General features: G+C 70.3%; 18 protein-coding genes and 1 tRNA gene. 4 read left to right on the top strand and 15 right to left on the bottom strand.

Annotation, left to right across the window (positions count from 1 at the left end; translation table 11 throughout):
• Nucleotides 1-29: 29 nt before the first annotated feature.
• The gene (locus tag H7694_RS06475; RefSeq protein ID WP_193598704.1) at nucleotides 30-1,061 is read right to left on the bottom strand and encodes an iron ABC transporter substrate-binding protein; all 1,032 of its coding nucleotides are present in this window, start codon (nucleotides 1,059-1,061) and stop codon (nucleotides 30-32) included.
• Between the two features lie 110 nt (nucleotides 1,062-1,171).
• Here H7694_RS06475 and H7694_RS06470 point away from each other — a divergent pair, with 110 nt between their 5' ends.
• Nucleotides 1,172-1,447, top strand: coding sequence for a hypothetical protein (locus tag H7694_RS06470; protein ID WP_193598703.1), 276 nt, complete (start codon nucleotides 1,172-1,174; stop codon nucleotides 1,445-1,447).
• Nucleotides 1,448-1,508: 61 nt separating this feature from the next.
• Here the strand turns inward: H7694_RS06470 and H7694_RS06465 are convergent, their stop codons facing one another.
• From H7694_RS06465 to H7694_RS06455, 3 genes are read right to left on the bottom strand one after another with little or no spacing between them, the layout of a single operon-like run.
• Entirely contained in the window at nucleotides 1,509-2,687 is a 1,179-nt protein-coding gene (locus tag H7694_RS06465; RefSeq protein ID WP_193598702.1) for an acetyl-CoA C-acetyltransferase, read from the bottom strand.
• Nucleotides 2,684-3,340 (bottom strand): CoA transferase subunit B, encoded by a 657-nt coding sequence (locus tag H7694_RS06460; protein ID WP_193598701.1) that lies wholly within the window; start codon nucleotides 3,338-3,340, stop codon nucleotides 2,684-2,686. Before H7694_RS06460 ends, H7694_RS06465 begins: the two co-directional genes overlap by 4 nt.
• A gap of 1 nt (nucleotide 3,341) precedes the next feature.
• Nucleotides 3,342-4,139 (bottom strand): CoA transferase subunit A, encoded by a 798-nt coding sequence (locus H7694_RS06455; protein WP_193598700.1) that lies wholly within the window; start codon nucleotides 4,137-4,139, stop codon nucleotides 3,342-3,344.
• A 103-nt stretch (nucleotides 4,140-4,242) separates the two neighbouring features.
• Between H7694_RS06455 and H7694_RS06450 the strand changes: the two genes are divergently transcribed.
• Nucleotides 4,243-5,037, top strand: a complete 795-nt coding sequence (locus tag H7694_RS06450; RefSeq protein WP_193598699.1) for an IclR family transcriptional regulator — start codon at nucleotides 4,243-4,245, stop codon at nucleotides 5,035-5,037.
• A gap of 30 nt (nucleotides 5,038-5,067) precedes the next feature.
• On the opposite strand, the gene H7694_RS06445 is transcribed toward H7694_RS06450, so the two are convergent.
• From H7694_RS06445 to H7694_RS06405, 9 genes are read right to left on the bottom strand one after another with little or no spacing between them, the layout of a single operon-like run.
• Nucleotides 5,068-5,994: an alpha/beta fold hydrolase gene (locus H7694_RS06445; RefSeq protein ID WP_193598698.1), complete on the bottom strand. Its 927-nt coding sequence runs from the start codon at nucleotides 5,992-5,994 to the stop codon at nucleotides 5,068-5,070.
• A complete protein-coding gene (locus H7694_RS06440; protein ID WP_193598697.1) occupies nucleotides 5,979-6,731 on the bottom strand; it encodes a 3-hydroxybutyrate dehydrogenase in 753 nt (250 codons plus the stop codon). The genes H7694_RS06445 and H7694_RS06440 overlap by 16 nt, the downstream gene beginning before the upstream one ends.
• Complete coding sequence (locus tag H7694_RS06435; protein ID WP_193598696.1) at nucleotides 6,728-7,417, bottom strand: TetR/AcrR family transcriptional regulator; 690 nt, start codon at nucleotides 7,415-7,417, stop codon at nucleotides 6,728-6,730. The genes H7694_RS06440 and H7694_RS06435 overlap by 4 nt, the downstream gene beginning before the upstream one ends.
• The gene (locus tag H7694_RS06430) at nucleotides 7,401-8,966 is read right to left on the bottom strand and encodes a class I adenylate-forming enzyme family protein (RefSeq protein WP_193598695.1); all 1,566 of its coding nucleotides are present in this window, start codon (nucleotides 8,964-8,966) and stop codon (nucleotides 7,401-7,403) included. Before H7694_RS06430 ends, H7694_RS06435 begins: the two co-directional genes overlap by 17 nt.
• Nucleotides 8,963-10,066: a branched-chain amino acid ABC transporter permease gene (locus H7694_RS06425; RefSeq protein ID WP_193598694.1), complete on the bottom strand. Its 1,104-nt coding sequence runs from the start codon at nucleotides 10,064-10,066 to the stop codon at nucleotides 8,963-8,965. Before H7694_RS06425 ends, H7694_RS06430 begins: the two co-directional genes overlap by 4 nt.
• Before the next feature lie 2 nt (nucleotides 10,067-10,068).
• Nucleotides 10,069-10,944, bottom strand: a complete 876-nt coding sequence (locus H7694_RS06420; RefSeq protein ID WP_193598693.1) for a branched-chain amino acid ABC transporter permease — start codon at nucleotides 10,942-10,944, stop codon at nucleotides 10,069-10,071.
• A complete protein-coding gene (locus H7694_RS06415; RefSeq protein ID WP_193598692.1) occupies nucleotides 10,941-11,648 on the bottom strand; it encodes an ABC transporter ATP-binding protein in 708 nt (235 codons plus the stop codon). The genes H7694_RS06420 and H7694_RS06415 overlap by 4 nt, the downstream gene beginning before the upstream one ends.
• The gene (locus tag H7694_RS06410) at nucleotides 11,645-12,421 is read right to left on the bottom strand and encodes an ABC transporter ATP-binding protein (RefSeq protein WP_193598691.1); all 777 of its coding nucleotides are present in this window, start codon (nucleotides 12,419-12,421) and stop codon (nucleotides 11,645-11,647) included. Before H7694_RS06410 ends, H7694_RS06415 begins: the two co-directional genes overlap by 4 nt.
• A gap of 22 nt (nucleotides 12,422-12,443) precedes the next feature.
• On the bottom strand, nucleotides 12,444-13,631 hold the full coding sequence (locus H7694_RS06405; RefSeq protein WP_193598690.1) for a substrate-binding domain-containing protein: 1,188 nt from the start codon (nucleotides 13,629-13,631) through the stop codon (nucleotides 12,444-12,446).
• A gap of 176 nt (nucleotides 13,632-13,807) precedes the next feature.
• Between H7694_RS06405 and H7694_RS06400 the strand changes: the two genes are divergently transcribed.
• Complete coding sequence (locus H7694_RS06400) at nucleotides 13,808-14,290, top strand: YbaK/EbsC family protein (RefSeq protein WP_227468320.1); 483 nt, start codon at nucleotides 13,808-13,810, stop codon at nucleotides 14,288-14,290.
• 117 nt (nucleotides 14,291-14,407) lie between these two features.
• On the opposite strand, the gene H7694_RS06395 is transcribed toward H7694_RS06400, so the two are convergent.
• Nucleotides 14,408-14,902 (bottom strand): hypothetical protein, encoded by a 495-nt coding sequence (locus H7694_RS06395; RefSeq protein WP_193598689.1) that lies wholly within the window; start codon nucleotides 14,900-14,902, stop codon nucleotides 14,408-14,410.
• A 73-nt stretch (nucleotides 14,903-14,975) separates the two neighbouring features.
• On the opposite strand from H7694_RS06395, the gene H7694_RS06390 reads away from it, so the two are divergent.
• Entirely contained in the window at nucleotides 14,976-16,061 is a 1,086-nt protein-coding gene (locus H7694_RS06390) for an LOG family protein (RefSeq protein ID WP_193598688.1), read from the top strand.
• A 76-nt stretch (nucleotides 16,062-16,137) separates the two neighbouring features.
• Here the strand turns inward: H7694_RS06390 and H7694_RS06385 are convergent.
• Nucleotides 16,138-16,213: transfer RNA gene (locus H7694_RS06385), tRNA-Lys, on the bottom strand.
• Nucleotides 16,214-16,253: the final 40 nt, after the last annotated feature.

Genomic DNA, 16,253 nt, shown 5'->3' with positions numbered 1-16,253 from the left:
CGCCGCGGTCGTGGTCACCGGGGTTGCGCTCAGAGCAGGCCCGCCTCGGTCATCAGGTCGATCACGGTCGGCCCGTTGAGCACGGACGGATCGATCTCGGGCGCGCCGAGGGATTCCAGCGGCGGAAGCGGCGAGCGCGGCGGGATGCCGCTGGCGACCGGGTACTCGTAGCTGTAGCCCTCTCCGAGGATCGTCTGCCCGCTCTCGCCGACCAGCCAGGACAGGAACTGCTGCGCCTCTTCGGGGTGGTCGCTGGAGGCGAGCACCCCGCCGCCGGAGATGCTCACGAAGGCGCCGGGGTCGCCGGCTGCGAAGCGGTGCAGCGCGGTGTTCCCGCTGCTCTCCTTCGTGTCGGCCTGATCGCGGTACCAGTAGTAGTGGTAGATGATCCCCATCGGAACCTCGCCGTCGTTGACGGCCTTCATGGTGACGATGTTGTTGCGGTACTTCTCGGCGTTCTCCTGCATCCCCGCCAGCCACGCCGCAGCGGCCTCCTCACCCTCGGTGGCGAGGATGGCCGAGACGATGGCCTGGAAGTCCGCCCCACCCGGCGCCGCTCCCCACTTGCCCTTCCACTGCGGGTCCTGCAGCTGCATGATCGAGTCGGGCAGCTCGTCCTCCGAGATGAGGTCGGGATTGTAGACCAGCACAGTGTCGCGTGCCGCGATGCCGGTCCACGCTCCGCTGCTGGGACGGAACTGCTGCGGGACGACCTCGAGGGTCGCGTCGTCGACCGGGGCCAAGAGGCCCGCCTGCTCGACCAGCGACATCGCCGGCGAGTTCTCGGTCAGGAACACGTCGGCAGGAGAGGCATCCCCCTCCTGCACCAGCTGGCTGCCCAGCTCACTGTCGCCGCCGTTGCGCAGCACCACCTCGATGCCGGTCTCCTCGGTGAACACCGCAGTCCACTCCTCGGTCAGCTGCTCGTGCTGCGCGTTGTAGATGATCAGCGCATCGGCATCCGCGGCTCCGCCTTCCCCGGCGGGGGCGCAGGCCGTGACGGCTGCGATCGAGGCCAATGATGCGAGGAGCGCGACGGAGCGCAGGCCGGAGGCGTGCATCGGGGTTCCTTTCGAAGGTTAGGCTCACCTAGCCTATTCCTTCTGCGGCACAGGGAAACGCCCGGAGTCAACCCGTTCGTCATCCTCGCGACGCCGGGTAGCGTGGGGGGATGCGCTATCTGCTTCGCACCGGACTCTTCAGCGCCATCACCACCGGCGTGACACTGCTGCGCGGCTCGCGCGGCCAGGCGATCACCTGGCGGGCCGTGCTCGCCTGGGCGAGCTGGGCGATCACCTTCGCCCTCGCGCTCGGCGCCATCAAGGACATGCGCCGGCAGGAGAAGGGCCTGCCGGTAGCGGTGGACTCGCCTTTCGCACCCAAGCCCGACAAGCGCGAGCGCCGTGAGAAGCGTCGCGACGAGGTCGCGCGCATCGCAAGGGGCTGAGCCCGCCACAGGGCGCGGGCTGAGCCCGCGCGGTCATCGGCGCGGACTCAGCCCGTCATCGTCAACGTGTGAGGACCAAGGCCTCTCCCTGACCGCCGCCGCCGCAGAGCGCGGCGACCGCAGTGCCCGAGCCGCGCTTGGCCAGTTCGTGCGCGAGGTGCACGACCAGCCGCGCACCGCTGGCGCCGATCGGATGCCCGATGGCGATCCCGCCGCCGTGCACGTTCACGATGTCTCCGGACAGGCCGAGCTCTTCCTGCGAACGCGCGACCACGGCGCCGAAGGCCTCGTTGATCTCGACGAGATCGAGCTGGTCGGCGGTGATCCCCTGCTTCTCGAGCGCGCGCTCGACGGCGCGGGCCGGCTGCGCCTGCAGCGAGTTGTCGGGGCCGGCGGTCTGCCCGCTCGCCCCGATGACGGCCAGCACGGACCATCCCTTCGCCTGGGCGTTCTCGCGAGTGGTCACGATCACCGCGGCGGCGCCGTCGGAGATCTGCGACGAGTTGCCCGCGGTGATGGTGCCGCCCTCGGCGAACGCCGGGCGCAGGCCCGCGAGGGTCTCGACGGTCGTGTCGGGCCGCACGCCCTCGTCCTTGGTGAGCACGATCGGGTCGCCCTTGCGCTGCGGCACGGTCACGGGCACGATCTCGGCGTCGAAGACCCCGGTACCCTGGCCTGCGGCTGCACGCTGGTGCGAGAGCGCGGCCACGGCATCCTGTCGCTCGCGGGTCATCTCGAACCGCGGGTTGTGCCGCTCCGTCGACGCGCCCATGCTCTCCCTGTCGTACGCGTCGGTGAGCCCGTCGTACGCCATGTGGTCGAGCACCTCGATGCTGCCGTAGGTCCAGCCGTCGCGTGAGCCGACCAGCAGGTGCGGTGCGCGGGTCATGGACTCCATGCCGCCGGCGACCACGGTGGTGGCGTCGCCGGTGCGGATCATGCGGGCGGCATCGATGATCGCGGTCAGCCCCGACAGGCAGACCTTGTTGACCGAGCTGGAGGGCACGTCCCAGCCGATACCCGCGCCGATCGCGGCCTGGCGGGCCGCGTTCTGACCGGATCCGGCCGCGAGCACCTGCCCCATCACGACGGCGTCGATGTCGGTGGGCGAGATGGCCGCCTGCTCGAGGGCGCCGCGGATGGCGAGCGATCCGAGCTGCGGTGCGGTGAACGACGCGAGCTGCCCCTTCAGGCGTCCCTGCGGGGTGCGGGCGGCGGCGACGATGACGATGTCGCTCATGATGACTTCTCCTTCAGGCCCTCCGAGACCGTCAGCGGCGGCTCGGTGGCATCGATGATCTGCTGCACGGTGACGTCGGGAGCGGTCTCGACGAGCACGAGCCCGTCGTCGGTGACGTCGATCACGGCGAGGTCGGTGATGATGCGGTGCACCACTCCCCTGCCGGTCAGCGGAAGCGAGCACTCGTTGACGATCTTCGCGGAGCCGTCCTTGGCGACGTGCTCCATCAGGATGATCACCCGTGCTGCGCCGTGGACGAGGTCCATCGCGCCGCCGGGTCCCTTGACCATCTTGCCCGGGATCATCCAGTTCGCCAGGTCGCCGTTCACCGACACCTGCATGGCGCCGAGGATCGCGGCGTCGATCTTGCCCCCGCGGATCATGCCGAAGCTCGTCGCGGAGTCGAAGAAGGCCGCGCCCGGCAGCAGCGTGACCGTCTCCTTGCCGGCGTTGATGAGATCCGGGTCGACGTTCTCCTCGGTCGGGTAGGGACCGACGCCCAGGATGCCGTTCTCGGACTGCAGCACCACGGTGACGTCGTCCGGCACGTAGTTGGGCACGAGGGTCGGCAGGCCGATGCCGAGGTTGACGTACGAGCCGTCCGTCAGCTCGCGAGCGGCACGAGCCGCCATCTGGTCACGCGTGAGTGCCATGTCAGACCTCCCTTTCCTGGGTCTCTGCGCCCGCCGAAGCGCGCACGGTGCGGCGTTCGATGCGCTTCTCGATGCCGGTGCCCACCTCGACGACGCGATGCACGTACACGCCGGGCAGGTGGATGCTGTCGGGGTCGAGCTCGCCCGGCTCGACGAGCTCTTCGACCTGGGCGATGCAGACCCGGCCTGCCATGGCGGCGAGCGGGTTGAAGTTGCGGGCCGCCTTGTTGAAGATCAGGTTGCCGTGCCGGTCGCCCCTGAGCGCGTGGACGAGCGCGAAGTCGGTGGCGATGGAGTCCTCGAGCACGAAGTCGCGCTGCTCGCCGCGCACGTCGAACCCGCGCACCTCCTTGACCGGCGAGGCGACCGCGATCGTCCCGTCGGGGTTGTAGCGCCGGGGCAGCCCGCCCTCGGCGACCTGGGTGCCGACGCCGGTCTGCGTGAAGAACGCGGCGATGCCGGCGCCGCCGGCGCGCAGCTTCTCGGCCAGGGTGCCCTGCGGGGTCAGCTCGAGCTCGAGGTCGCCCTCGAGGAACTGACGCTCGAACTCCTTGTTCTCGCCGACGTACGACGAGGTCATCTTGCGGATGCGGCGGGAGGCGAGCAGGACGCCGAGCCCCCAGTCGTCCACGCCGCAGTTGTTGCTGACGACGCTCAGCCCGCTCGTGCCCTGCGCGTGCAGGGCCTCGATGAGCTTCATCGGGTTGCCGGAGAGCCCGAAGCCGCCGACGGCCAGCGAGGCCCCGTCGGGGATGTCGGCGACGGCGTCCGCCGCTGATGAGAACTGCTTGTCGATCACAGAGCACTCCTTCGTGATGGTTCTCTCCAGCATCCGCCCGGCGGGTCGGCACGGGCAAGCGCATGCTTGCGATGTGGTCGCACAGGCGACTAGCGTCCACATCATGGAATCATCGAACACCGCCAGGCGCACCGTCCCGGGTGCGCAGGCGGTCGCGCGGGCGGCGGCGCTGCTGCGCCTGGTCACCGCCTCCGCGGACGGCGCGTCGCTGCAGCGGCTGGCCGGGGATGCCGATCTCAGCCGCTCCACGACGCACCGGCTGCTCACCGCGCTGCGGGTGGAGGGGCTCGTCGATCAGGACCCCGCGACGGCGCTGTGGATGCCGGGTCCCGAGCTGTATCTTATGGGAACGATCGCCGCGTCACGGTACGACATCACCGAGCTTTCCCGCGACATCGTGCGCTCGCTGGCGGTGAAGACCGAGGAGAGCGCGTTCCTGTCCACCCGGCGGGCGGATGAGACGGTGTGCCTGGTGCGCGAGGAGGGCTCGTTCCCCATCCGCTCCTTCGTGCTCAGCGAGGGCGTGCGCTTTCCGCTGGGAGTCGCCAGTGCCGGCCTGGCCATCCTCTCGTTCCTGCCTGACCACGATGTGGATGCGTACCTCGAGCGGCATCCCGAGCTCGAAGAGCGCTGGGGGCGGCCGCACGGGATCGCGCCGCTGCGCACCCGGCTGCGCGAGACGAAGTCGCGAGGCTATGCCGTGAACCCGGGGCTCATCGTCGAGGGGTCGTGGGGAATCGGCGCGGCCGTGTTCGATCGTGAGGGCCGGCCGGAGTGGGCGCTGAGCCTCACCGGCGTGGAGTTCCGCTTCGGTCCGGACCGGCTGCCCCAGCTGGGCCGCACGCTGCTCGCGCACGCCCACCAGCTCTCGTCGCGGATCGCCGGCGCCCGTCGCTGATCCCCATCGGACGGGCGCCGGCGCAGCGCGTCAAGTCGACCGCGCCGGCTCGGCCAGGCTCAGCTCCTCCCGGATGAGCGGGCCGAGCGCCTCAGCCCCCGCCGGGGACATCACGACGGTGTAGTGGTTGAGGTCGTCCAAGCGCACATGTCGCACGGCGGGGTGCGCCGCGAGCACGCTGCGCAGGTGCTGCTCGGGGTACAGTCCTGGCTCCTCGTCCTGCAGGCCGCGCGGCACCGTGATCAGCAGAGTCGGCACCGACAGGGCATCCAGCGCATCGGGCAGCGCAGAGCCGGTGTTCATGTCGAGGGTGTCCTCGGCCATGACCTCGTAGCGGGTCGCTGCGCGGAAGGCATCGCCGTCGGGCACCAGGTCGTACGCGATGTACGCCTCGAGCTCGTCGCTCCAGTGCCGCGCGAAGGCGGGATGCGGGCGCCAGAACTCGTCGGTGTACTGCCGCACGCCGGTCCATCGCCGCGACAGGCGCTCGGCGACCGGCCCCAGGATCACCTGCACGAGCTGCTCGGGTGCGACACCGGCCGGCACGGCCAGCGGCATCCCTCCGTCGACGAGTACGAGACGCCGCACCCGCTCGGGGTGCCGGTGCGCGAGCACCACCGCGACGAAGGCGCCCATCGAGTGGCCGACCACGAGCGTGCTGCCGATGCCCAGCGCATGCAGCACGGCGGCGAGGTCGTCGGCGTGCGCGGCCATGCCGGCCGGCCCCTCGACGGCACCGCTCGCGCCGCGACCGCGCAGATCCGGCGCGATCACGCGCACGCCGGGGAGCCGTTCGACGACGAATGGCCAGGCCAGGTGCGAGGCGGTCACGCCGTGGATCAGCAGGACGGTCGCTGTGGCGCCGCCCTCGGGCTCCCAGATGCCCACGCGCAGTTCGCCCCCGGCGACGGGAACATCGGTGGTGCGGTACGCGTGGCGCATCACCGGGCGCTCCATCCGCCGTCCATCGTGTACGAGGCGCCGGTGACCATGCCCGCGGTGTCCGAGGTCAGCCATCCCGCCAGCGACGCGACCTCATCGGCCTCGACGAGGCGCTTGATCGCGCTCTCGGTCAGCATGATCCGCTGCACGACCTCGCTCTCGGGAATGTCGTGCAGACGTGCCTGGTCGGCGATCTGCTTCTCGACCAGCGGCGTGCGCACGTAGCCGGGGTTGATGCAGTTGCTGGTCACGCCGTGCGGTCCGCCCTCCAGGGCGGTGACCTTCGAGAGACCTTCCAGTGCGTGCTTGGCGGTGACGTAGGCCGACTTGAAGGCGCTCGCGCGCAGCCCGTGCACGCTGGAGACGTTCACGATCCGGCCCCAGCCGCGCTCGTACATGCCTGGCAGCACGGCGCGGATCAGCAGGAACGGCGCCTCGACCATGATGCGCTGGATGCTGCGGAACGCCTCGGGGTCGAAGTCGACGATCGGGCTCACCCGCTGGATGCCGGCGTTGTTGACGAGGATGTCGGCGTCGAGCGCGAGGGTGTCGAGAGCCCGGGTGTCGGACAGGTCGACGACCCAGGCCTCCCCGCCGAGCTCGGTTGCCGCGGTCTCGGCAGCCGCGGCGTCGAGGTCGGCGATCACGACGTGCGCGCCTCTGCGGGCGAACTCCCGTGCGCAGGCGAGGCCGATACCGCTCGCCCCTCCGGTGATCACGGCTCGCCGTCCGGCGAGATCCTGCTCCGTCATCGCTGTACCCCCTCCGTGGCATCGGGCTCTGTGGCCGTGGCATCCGGGCGCAGCGCCCGGGTGATGAATGCGGTCATGCCCTCGAGCACAGCCGGATCGATCTGCTCGGGCGGGCAGCCATCGGCATCCCTCTCCCAGAGCAGATACCGCATGCCGATCAGCTCGCCGGCGCCCATCAGCGCCCAGGCGACGACCTCGGTGTCGAGCTCGGCGGCGATCTCACCGTCGCGCTGCGCGGCGGCGAGTCCCGCGCGGTAGCCGTCGACGATGCGCTCGTAGTGCAGCTTCAGCATCGCCGGTGAGACGAACTCGGCCTCGCGCACGACGCGGTAGAGGGCGGGATGCTGCGCGGTGAACCGGAAGAAGCCCTCGAAGCCGAGGCGCTCGGCCTCGATGCGGTCGGCGGCCCCCGCCATCGCCTCGGACATCGAGTGGCGCACGCGGCTGTTCAGGTCGACGACCAGCGCCTCGAAGATCGACTGCTTGCTGTCGAAGTACAGGTAGAACGTGCCCAGCGCCACGCCGGCACTGTCGGTGATCTTCACGATCGACGCCTCGTGGTAGCCGAGATCGGCGAAGACCTGCTCTGCGGCCTCCAGCAGGCGACGACGCGTCTGCTGGCCGCGCTTGGTCAACGGCCGTCCGGTCGCCGGCGAGATCGGCGGGTCGTCAGTGTGCACGGTCATGCGTCTCCTTCTGGGCGGGCTGCGCCGCCATGAGGTCCTGCGCCATGCGGCGCAGCGTGCTGCGGGCGACCTTGTCGATGGTCGAGCGCGGCAGCCTGTCGATGAACTCGATGCGCGCGGGCAGCTTGAACGACGCCAGCCGCTCCGCCGCGAACGCGCGCAGCTCGTCGGCCGAGACGGCGCCGCTGGTCACGACGAACGCGAAGCCCCGCTCGCCCCAGGTCTCGTCGGCGACGCCGACGACCGCGCAGGCCACGACCAGCGGGTGCGCGGCGAGGGCGCGCTCGACCGCGGCCGGGGCGACGTTCTCACCGCCCGACACGTAGATCTCCTTCAGGCGATCGACGACGCGGTGGATGCCCTGGGCGTCGCGCTGCAGCAGGTCACCGGTGCGCAGCCATTCGCCGTGCCGTGCGCGTGCCGTGGCCTCGGGGTCGTCCAGATAGCCGGCGAACACGCTCGCCCCCCGCACCCACAGCTCTCCGGTGGCGGCGCCCTCGAGCTCGAGTCCGGTGTCGGGATCGACCAGGCACACGTCGACCCCCGGGTAGGGACGCCCGACGGCACCGGGGTGCTCGGCGGCGAGCTCGGGTGCCAGGAAGAGCACGTTGGGGCCGGCCTCGGTGAGCCCGTAGCCCTGGGTGAACGCGAGCCCGCGTTCACCCCACAGTGCGGCGAGATCCTCGGGGATGGTGGCTCCGCCCGCGACGATGCGGGTCAGCGACGACAGGTCGGCGCAGGACCACAGCGGATGCCGCTGCAGCATCCGGTACTGCGTGGGCACCCCCATCATCGCGGTCACGCCGCGCGCGGTGATCAGCTGCAGCACCCGGCCCGGGTCGAAGCCGCGCTCGAGCACGACCGTGGCGCCGCGCCACCACGCCTGCAGCGGCTGCACGTTCCAGGCGGCCACGTGGTACTGGGGCAGCATCGCCAGCACGACGTCGTCGGCGTCGAGCGGCATGGCGCGGTCGAGGGCGAGGTTGTTCCAGAAGCAGTTCTCGTGGGTGAGCACCACGCCCTTGGGCGCCGCTTCGCTGCCGGAGGTGTAGATGATCAGCAGCGGGTCGTCGTCGTGCGCGGGGCGCGCGGCGACGGCATCCACCGCGGCGGGCGCATCCGCCTCCACCCCCGCGACGCCGAGTGCGACACGAGAAGGGGCGGCCTCCGCGAGCTCCAGCGCCGCGGTCGTGAGCGCCGCGTGCTCGTCCTCGACCAGCAGCAGGGCGGGCGCCGTGCGCGTGATCAGGTCGGCCAGTTCGGCCGGGGTCAGCCGCCACGACAGCGGGACGAAGGCGATTCCGAGCTGTGCACAGGCGAAGAAGGCGACGATGTGGTCGGCCGAGTTCCCCGAGACCGTCGCGATCCGCTGCCCGGCGCCGTACCCGGCATCCGTCAGCCGCCGCGCGAGCGCGTCGACACGGTCGGCGAGGGTGCGGTAGTCGGTGCGCACCCCGCGGTCATCGATCGCGATGCGGGCAGGGGCTGCGAGGGCGCTGTCGTGCAGCCAGCGGCCGATCGTGTGCGCTCCCACGATCCCGGAGGTCATCGTGCCACCGGCTCGAGGACGTCCTGCTCGTCCATCGCCTCGATCCGGGCGCTCGGCGCGCTGCCGCGCCGGCGACGCAGCCAGGCGTCGACGGTGCCGGCGATGCCGCCGGGCAGGAACATGACGACGAGGATGAACAGCACGCCGAGCAGGAACAGCGGCTCCGACAGCGGCACGCGCAGCACGTCGGGCAGCTGCTGGATGCCCTCGGCGCGGGCGAGCACCGTCAGACGCTGGTCGAGGATCGTGTAGAGCACACCACCGAGGATCGCACCCCACCGGAACCCGACGCCACCGAGCACGACCATGACGAGCACGGTGATCGTGAGATCGGCACCGACGGCGCTGGGCTGGGTGCCCGACTGCAGCAGCAGATAGGCGATGCCGGCGAGCGAGGCGCACAGCCCGGCGACGACGAAGACGAGCAGCTTGGCGCGGGTCGGCTGCAGGCCGAGCACCCGCACGCGCAGGTCGTTCTCCCGTGCGGCGGCGGCGAGGTGCCCGAGACGCGAGCGGTCGACCCAGAGCACCACGAGGTAGACGATGACGACCACCGCGAGCGAGAACCAGTACAGGTTCCTGGTGTTGACGACGCCGACGAGCCAGTCGGGCACGGTGGCGGTGTTCAGACTCAGGCCCTCCTCGCCGCCGGTGATCGCCTGATTGCGGCGGACGAGCACAGAGCCGGCCTGCGCGAAGGCGAGGGTCACCATGGCGAACGGGATGCCGTTCACGCGCATCGCGACCGCACCGGTGACGACGGCGATCACGATGCCGCCGATGAGCGCGGCGAAGATGCCCGCCGCGAGCGGCAGCTGCGCCGCGTCGAGCACGATGCCCAGCCCGTAGGCTCCGGCGCCGAAGTACAGCGCGTGGCCGAAGGACAGCATCCCGGCGGTGCCGAGCATGAGGTTGTACGACAGGGCGAGGGCCGCGAACACCATGCACAGCGACATGAGCGCGAGCGATCCCGGCGTGTAGGTGGCGCCGGGCAGGACGCCGGGGATCGACAGGTTCAGCAGCGGCAGGATCGCCAGTACGACGACCAGGACGACACCGACGGCGAGCGGTGCCCAGCGGGCGGGAACGGTGCCGCGCATGATCAGGCCCTCCTTCCCATGAGTCCCGCGGGCCGCACCAGCAGCACCACGGCCAGCAGGATCACGACGATGAAGTCGCCGGTGCCCCCGAGATAGGTGTTGGCCACCTGCTGCAGCACCGCGACGAGCACCGAGGCGATGGCGGCGCCGGTGAGCGAGCCGAGCCCGCCGACCACCGTGACGATGAAGGCGAAGATCAGCAGTGTCGAGCCCAGGTGCGCCGAGACGTAGGTCATGGCGTGCATGGCGAGCACTCCGCCGATGCCGGCGGCGGCGCCGCCGATCGCGAAGACGAGCGTGAACGAGCGGCGCACGTCGATGCCGAGCGCGGTGACCATGGCCCGGTTCTCGACGCCGGCGCGGATGATCATGCCGTAGCGGGTGCGGTTCAGGAACAGCACGAGGCCGGCGAGCACGAGCGCTGCGGCGATGATGAGCACCCAGTACTTGTTCGGGATGCTGGCGCCCAGCACGCTGGTGGTCTGACTGAGCCAGGCGGGCCCTGCGACCGTGACCGGGTCGGTGCCCCAGATGCCCTCGAAGAGGGCGATCGCGGCGAACGACAGTCCGACGGTGACGAGCACCTGCTCGATGTGCCGTTCGTACAGCGGCCGGATCAGCAGCAGTTCGGTGACGGCGGCGAAGACCGCCCCGACGAGCGCACCGACCAGGATCGACAGCAGGAAGCCGCCCCAGCTCGAGACGCCGATCAGCTGGGCGAACGCCCACCCGACGAAGGCGCTGAGGGTGAGGAAGGCGCCGTGCGCGAAGTTCAGCACGTGCATGAGCCCGTAGATCAGGCTCAGCCCGCTGGCGACGAGGAAGTACAGCGCGCCCAGGCCCAGGCCGATGACGAGTGTGAGGATGAGGGTGCTCATACGTGCTCCTCCGCGCTGACGCCCAGGAGGCGTCGGGTCAGGTCGGCGTCGTCGAGGATGTCGGCGGCGCGGCCGGTGTGCACGACGCGGCCGCCGGCGATGACGATCGCCTGGTCGGCGAGACGGCGCACGACGTCGAGGTTCTGCTCGACGAGCAGCATGGGGACGGTCGCGGCCGCTTCGGCCAGCGCGTCGGCCACCTCGGTGACGATCTTGGGCGCAAGGCCCTTGGTGGGTTCGTCGACGAGCAGCAGGCGGTTGTCGTTGAGCAGGGCGCGTGCGACCGAGACCATCTGCTGCTGCCCGCCCGAGAGGGTTCCCGCGCGCTGCTCGCGCCGGGCGACGAGGTCGGGGAAGAGCTGGTCGACGAACTCGCGGCGCGGCTCGCGCTGGCGCTCGGCGAGAGCGAGGTTCTCGGCGACGGTGAGGCCCGCGAACACCTCACGGTCCTCAGGCACGTAGCCGACGCCGCGCTGCACGATGCGGTGGGTGCTCAACCCGTCGATCCGCTCGCCGTCGAGCAGCACCTCGCCCTTGCGGGAGATGAGCCCCAGGATGCCGCGCAGCGTCGAGGTCTTGCCCGCACCGTTGCGGCCGAGCACGGCGGTGATGCCGGTCGCGGGGACGTCGAAGGTGACGTCCTCGACGACCTGCTGGCCGGCGATGGATGCGCGCAGGTTCCGCACCTGCAGGATCGGGGTCATGCTCCGGTCCCCAGGTATGCACTCTGCACGGTGGCGTTCTCCATGATCCGCTGCGGGGTGTCGACGGCGATGATCGTGCCGAAGTACATCACGGCGACGAGGTCGACCAGCCCCATGAGCACCTCGATGTGATGCTCGACCATCAGCACGGTGCATCCGGTCTCGGCCTGCAGGCCCCGGATGCTGTCGACGAGTCCCGCGACGTCGCCGGAGGCGACGCCGGCCATGGGCTCATCGAGCAGCACGAGGCGGGACCGCGTGGCCAGCAGCACGGCGATCTCGAGCTTGCGCTTGTCGCCGTGGCTGATGTCGCCCGCGCGGGCGTCGAGCCGGTGCCCGAGGCCCACGGAGTGCAGCAGCTCCTCGGCGCGGATGCTCGCGGCATCCGTTCTTCTCGGGAAGTGCAGCAGCGAATAGCTGCCGCCTTCCGTGGCCTGCACCGCGACGCGCACGTTCTCGCGAACGGTGAGCTGGGGGAACAGGCTGGAGGTCTGGAAGGTCCTCCCCAGTCCCGCCCGCGCGCGCTGCGGCACGCTCGTGCGGGTGATGTCGACGTCGTCCATGAGGATGCGTCCGGCGGTCGGCCGGATCACTCCTGAGACGGCGTTGAACAGCGTGGTCTTTCCTGCGCCGTTCGGTCCGATCACTCCGACCAGGGCACCGGGCTCGACCGTGAGGTCGACGTCCTTCAGGATCGTCGCACCTCCGATGTCGAGACCGAGACCCTCGATCCGGAGCGATGCTCCGGCGGCGGGCGGGGCTGGGGTGTTCACTGCGGCTCCTCGGGGATGCGGGTCAGGGAGCGACGTCTTCGGCGGGAACCGTGGCGACGAGCTCGGGGGTGAAGGCGTCGCCGGAGGCGACGAGCTTCACCTGGTACATGTCCTGCAGCAGGGCGTGGTCCTCGGCGCGCACCGTGTTGGTGCCCTTGGGGCCCTCGAACGTGAAGCCCTCGAGCGCTGCGACCATCGCATCCACGTCGCCCTTGCCCTCCTTGACGGCCTGCACGAGCATGATCGCCGCGTTGAAGCCGTCCGGGCTGAACAGGTCGGGCTCGGTGCCGGCCTCTTCGAGCGCTGCCACCATCGCGTCGTTGACCTCGTTGTCGGGGGCGGCGCCGAAGTAGTGGTTGAGGAAGTTGATCTGCTCGGAGGCGACGCCGTAGGCGCCGAACGTGGCCTTGTCGCCCAGACCGGTGACGACGGGGATCGCGTCGAGCACGCCCTGCTGGCTCATGGCCTGCCACATGGCGCCTGAGGTGGCACCGGCCCAGGCGACGAACACCAGGTCGGGCTGCGCGGAGAGCACCTGCTGTGCGAACGGGGTGAACTCGGTGACGTCCTCGGCGACGAGCACCGGCTCGACCGTCGCGCCCTTGGCGCCGAGGATGGCCTCGACCGCGGCGACGTTGCCCTGACCGAACGCGCTGTTCTGCGCGAAGACGACGATCTTCTTGCCGTCGATGTCATCGAGGAACGTACCGGCCGTGGCGACGTCCTGTGCGGACTGACGGCCCGAGCGGAAGGTGTACTCGTTGACCCCGGTGATTGCGTCGGCGGCGGCCGGGCCCGAGATGAAGAGCACCTTGTTCTGCGCTGCCTGCTCGGCCACCGCGAGCGACACACCCGACGAGGCGCTGCCCATCAGGATGTTCACGCCCTCGCCGATCAGCTGCTTCGCGGCGGTGACGGCCGTGTCGGGGTCGCCCGCGTCGTCGCGGTTCTCAATGACGATCCTGATGCCGTCGATCTCGCCGGTGCCGTCGGTGGCGTAGTCGAGCCCGGCGGTGAACGCGTCGAGGTACTGCTGGCCGTATCCGGCCAGGGGGCCGGTCTCGCTGGTGATGACGCCGACGCGCACCTCAGCGGGGCCTTCGTCTACGCCACCCTCAGGGGCTGCGGAGGGCTGCGGCGCGCAGGCCGACATGACAAGGGCCGCGGTGGCGATCACCGAACCCAGGAGCAACTTCTTCGTAACCCGCATCTGGATGCCTTTCAACAGTGGAAGGTCGGGAACATGAAACCCGATTCAGGTATTGGAATGTTAGAACGGCGCGGGCCGGTCGTCAAGGCGAACCGCCGCTCGGCGGTGGCGCGGCGACGTTATCCTCGTGGGAGACGCCGCCCGTGCGGCATCCGAGCAGAGGAGCCCGAGCAACCGTGAACGCACCCGAGACGCTTCCCGCCCGCAGCCGCATCGTGCATGAGCGGCTCGCCGCCGCCGGCATCCGGAACCGCATCGTCGTGCTGCCGGACTCGGCGCGCACGGCCGCCCTGGCGGCTGCGGCCATCGGGTGCGAGGTGGGCGCGATCGCCAACAGCCTCGTGCTGGTCGCCGACGGCGAGCCGATCCTCGTGATGACCAGCGGCGCGCACCGGGTGGACTTCGGGGTGCTCGCGCAGAGCATCGGGGCGGATGCCGTGGCCATGGCGCCCGCGGCGATCGTGCGCGAGGCGACCGGCCAGGTGATCGGCGGTGTGGCACCCGTCGGGCATCCTGCGCCGCTGCGGACGTATCTCGACGAGGATCTGCGCGGCTACGACGAGATCTGGACCGCAGGCGGGACACCGGAGACGGTGATGCCGCTGACCTTCGACCAGCTCGAGACGCTCACCCGCGGCGCCACCATCCGAGTCGCCTGACCCTGGGTACCTGAGCCTGTCGAAGGGCCCCAGCACTCACAGCTGGCCCGGGTGCTTCGACAGGCTCAGCAACCCAGTGTGCTGGGTCCCTGAGACTCTCGAAGGGCCCGAGCCGAACTACTCGACCATCAAATCCTCGATCTCGAGGTCCTCGTCGAGCAGGCAGTAGATGATGAGATCCGGATACTCCTCCGGAGCCATGTACAGCAGTGTCATGCCGCCGTCGCCGAACACCACGACGCCGTCGAGGGAGAGGTCATCCTTCAGCGATTGCAGCGCCTCGGCCTTGTCGACCTCGTCCTCCTCCTCGTCCTCATAGGCGGCATCGGTGAGCTCCTCGGCGACCTCGCGCTCGCGGGCATCCAGCACCTCCTGGCTCAGCCGTGCCAGTGCGTGCTGCACGGTGGCCTGCATGGCGTCCATGTCGGGGAGGTCCTCGCGCTCGATGTCGTCGAGTTCGCCGTCCTCGTCCGCGTCGTCGTCGCCATCGTCGTCGCGCTCGAACTCCTCCTCGAATTCGTACTCCACTGTGACGCGGCGTCCACCCGGCAGCTCGGCGGTCGCGGTGAGCGCGCCGTCTTCGTCCGTGTCGATGTCCTCGAGTTCGATCATGACAACCTCCTCGTCGCCATGATGTCACCGCGTCGGCAATGACGGAAGAGCACCGTCGCCTAATCTCGACGACATGAGGAGAACGCACGGACGCGTCGTCGACGTCGATTCACTGGACGATCTCGACAGCCGTCTGGCGTCCGGGGCGATGTCGCTGTCGGGCTGGCATCTGCGGGGGCTCGACCTCAGCGATCACGGTGCTGCACTCCGCTCGCGCGATGTCGCGGGCGCCCTGTTCCTGGGCTGCACCCTGCACCCCGAGGACGACGAGTCGGTGCGCGCACGCGGGGCGATCGTGTTCCCCGCGATCCCGGATGTGCCGGTCGACACCTACCGGGCGACGCTGTACACGCCCGCGGAACTGTTCGACGATGACCTGTATCCCCGGTCGCTGGATGCCCGGGTCTACGCATGGTCGCAGCGCGGCAGCTCGAGAGAGACCGCCCTGGCCCAGGCGCTGCACGACCACAGCATCGACCTGGCACTGGAGGAATGGACCCGGGGTCGACGGCTCGTCGGTGTGATGGGCGGGCACGCCGCGGCCCGGGCCGACAGCACCTACTCCGCCGGGGCGCGCCTGGGGTGGATGCTGTCGCAGACGTGCACCGTCGCCACCGGAGGCGGGCCGGGCGCGATGGAGGCGGTGAACCTCGGCGGCTACCTCTCGACGCAGCCGGAGGAGGCCCTCGCCGAGGCTCTGGCCCTGCTCAGCGCGGTTCCGGGTTTCGTTCCCAGCATCGCCGACTGGGCGCGCGCGGCTTTCGCGGTGCGGGCGCGCTTCCCGGGTGGTGCGGACTCGCTCGGGATCCCCACCTGGCACTACGGGCACGAGCCGCCCAACCCCTTCGCGAACGCCGTGGCGAAATACTTCCGCAACGCGCAGCGCGAGGCGGTGCTGCTCGAGGTCTGCCGGGGAGGCATCGCGTTCCTGCCCGGGTCGGGCGGAACGATCCAGGAGATCTTCCAGGACGCCTGCGAGAACTACTACGCCGATGAGTCGTCCACCGCGCCGATGGTGCTCGTGGGGCGGGAGTACTGGACCGAGCGCTACCCGGCCTGGCCGCTGCTGAGGGCGCTCGCGAAGGGCAGGCCGATGGAGGCGCACGTGCACCTGGTCGACACCGTGGACGAGGCCGCAGCGCTCATGGGCGGGACCTGAACCACAGCTCACGCACGCGCACGAGGACGACGAAAAGCCTGAGGCCCGGATCCTCCGGATCCGGGCCTCAGGCTTCTGGTGCGCCCCCAGGGACTTGAACCCTGAACCCATTGATTAAGAGTCAATTGCTCTGCCGATTGAGCTAGAGGCGCATGGTCCGGGATGAACCCGACCGAGGAATTACATTACCAG

This window comes from Microbacterium sp. YJN-G (assembly GCF_015040615.1).
In the GTDB taxonomy this organism is placed as follows: Bacteria; Actinomycetota; Actinomycetes; order Actinomycetales; family Microbacteriaceae; genus Microbacterium.
This window is presented reverse-complemented; position numbering and strand designations above follow the sequence as displayed.

Bases quoted from the DNA above. Each gene is read 5' to 3' on its own strand.
- H7694_RS06475 (WP_193598704.1), bottom strand. From the start codon at position 1,061: ATGCACGCCTCCGGCCTGCGCTCCGTCGCGCTCCTCGCATCATTGGCC.
- H7694_RS06470 (WP_193598703.1), top strand. From the start codon at position 1,172: ATGCGCTATCTGCTTCGCACCGGACTCTTCAGCGCCATCACCACCGGC.
- H7694_RS06465 (WP_193598702.1), bottom strand. From the start codon at position 2,687: ATGAGCGACATCGTCATCGTCGCCGCCGCCCGCACCCCGCAGGGACGC.
- H7694_RS06460 (WP_193598701.1), bottom strand. From the start codon at position 3,340: ATGGCACTCACGCGTGACCAGATGGCGGCTCGTGCCGCTCGCGAGCTG.
- H7694_RS06450 (WP_193598699.1), top strand. From the start codon at position 4,243: ATGGAATCATCGAACACCGCCAGGCGCACCGTCCCGGGTGCGCAGGCG.
- H7694_RS06445 (WP_193598698.1), bottom strand. From the start codon at position 5,994: ATGGAGCGCCCGGTGATGCGCCACGCGTACCGCACCACCGATGTTCCC.
- H7694_RS06440 (WP_193598697.1), bottom strand. From the start codon at position 6,731: ATGACGGAGCAGGATCTCGCCGGACGGCGAGCCGTGATCACCGGAGGG.
- H7694_RS06435 (WP_193598696.1), bottom strand. From the start codon at position 7,417: ATGACCGTGCACACTGACGACCCGCCGATCTCGCCGGCGACCGGACGG.
- H7694_RS06430 (WP_193598695.1), bottom strand. From the start codon at position 8,966: ATGACCTCCGGGATCGTGGGAGCGCACACGATCGGCCGCTGGCTGCAC.
- H7694_RS06425 (WP_193598694.1), bottom strand. From the start codon at position 10,066: ATGCGCGGCACCGTTCCCGCCCGCTGGGCACCGCTCGCCGTCGGTGTC.
- H7694_RS06420 (WP_193598693.1), bottom strand. From the start codon at position 10,944: ATGAGCACCCTCATCCTCACACTCGTCATCGGCCTGGGCCTGGGCGCG.
- H7694_RS06415 (WP_193598692.1), bottom strand. From the start codon at position 11,648: ATGACCCCGATCCTGCAGGTGCGGAACCTGCGCGCATCCATCGCCGGC.
- H7694_RS06405 (WP_193598690.1), bottom strand. From the start codon at position 13,631: ATGCGGGTTACGAAGAAGTTGCTCCTGGGTTCGGTGATCGCCACCGCG.
- H7694_RS06395 (WP_193598689.1), bottom strand. From the start codon at position 14,902: ATGATCGAACTCGAGGACATCGACACGGACGAAGACGGCGCGCTCACC.
- H7694_RS06390 (WP_193598688.1), top strand. From the start codon at position 14,976: ATGAGGAGAACGCACGGACGCGTCGTCGACGTCGATTCACTGGACGAT.